Raw genomic sequence first — 1,407 nt, forward strand, 5'->3', positions numbered from 1 at the left:
CGGCCTTGAAGTGCGCGGACTGCACATGCGCGGCCCCGGCCTCGTCGTCGCGGAAGGCCTCGACCAGCACGTACTCCGACGGCTCGTCCACGCTGCGCGACCAGTCGAACCACAGGCAGCCGGGCTCGGCGCGCGTCGCCCGGGTGAAGTCGGCGGCGATCTCGGGCCAGCGGTCGGCGTGCTCGGGGCGGACTCGGAACCTGGCGGTGATGAAGATCATGGGAATCCCTTCGCTGATCTGCTGATCTGCTGATATGTCAGGAGGATCGGTGCGGATGCACCGCGCCCTCCGTCGCGGTGAGCGGCGCTCCGGTGCCGCCCCAGCGCAGCGCCACGATCTCGGCGGCGACGGACACCGCCACCTCCTCGGGTGTACGGGCGCCCAGGTCGAGGCCGACCGGTGAGCGCAGCCGGGACAGCTCGCGTTCCGTGAGCCCGGCCTCGGCGAGCCGTGCGGCCCGGTCGGCGTGGGTGCGGCGGCTGCCCATCGCCCCGATGTAGGCGGCCGGGCGGCGCAGCGCCTCCGTCAGCAGTGGCACGTCGAACTTCGGGTCATGCGTGAGAACGCAGATCACGGTGCGCTCGTCGGTGTCGGTCTCGCGCAGATAGCGGTGCGGCCACTGCGCGACCACCTCGACGCCGTCGGGGAAGCGCCGGGGCGTGGCGAAGACGGGGCGGGCGTCACAGACGGTGACCCGGTAGCCGAGGAAGCCGCCGATGCGGGCCACGGCCGCGGCGTAGTCGATCGCGCCGAACACCAGCATCCGCGGCGGCGGTGCGAAGGACTGCAGGAACACGCTGACGGCGTCCTCGCGGCGCTGCCCCTCGGGCCCGTAGTGCCGCATGCCGGTCGCGCCGAGGGCGAGTTCGCCGCGGGCGTCGGCGGTCACGGCCGCGTCGAGGCCGCTCGCGCCGAGCGTGCCGAGGATCCGGTCCGGCCAGACGGCGAGGGCGGCCCCGCGCGGTGCCGGTCCGTCGGTCACGGTCGCCACGGCGACCGGCTCGCCCGCCGCGACCGAGTCCGCGACCGCGCCGAATCCGGGATCCCGCTCGGGCGTGACGGCGCGCACGAGCAGCGTGATCTCGCCGCCGCAGGTCAGGCCGACCGCGAAGGCGTCCTCGTCGCTGTAGCCGAAGGTCTCGAGACGGGCCTCGCCGTCCGCGGCGACGGCCTGCGCCAGCTCGAACACCGCGCCCTCGACACAGCCCCCGGACACGCTGCCCACGACCTCCTCGTCCGGGCCCACCGCCATCGCCGCGCCGGGGGCACGCGGCGCGCTGCGGTTGACCTCGACGACCGTCCCGGGGTGGTGCACCGCGCCCGCGGCGACGAACAGGCCGCGCCGCCAGATCCACGGGTCGCCCCGCCAGGGGCCCGCCAGCCGGTCGAACAGGCGCCGAAGCCGG

2 protein-coding genes are annotated in these 1,407 nt (G+C 75.2%); both read right to left on the bottom strand.

Going from position 1 to position 1,407, the window contains the following annotated elements; translation table 11 throughout:
* The coding region (locus ABT116_RS46325) for a putative quinol monooxygenase (protein ID WP_351647233.1) at positions 1 to 220 on the bottom strand (220 nt) is incomplete at its 3' end.
* 37 nt (positions 221 to 257) lie between these two features.
* Entirely contained in the window at positions 258 to 1,352 is a 1,095-nt protein-coding gene (locus ABT116_RS46330) for an XdhC family protein (RefSeq protein ID WP_351647235.1), read from the bottom strand.
* Between the last annotated feature and the right edge of the window lie 55 nt (positions 1,353 to 1,407).

The sequence above is a fragment of the Streptomyces sp. NPDC002130 genome, assembly GCF_040296465.1.
In the GTDB taxonomy this organism is placed as follows: Bacteria; Actinomycetota; Actinomycetes; order Streptomycetales; family Streptomycetaceae; genus Streptomyces.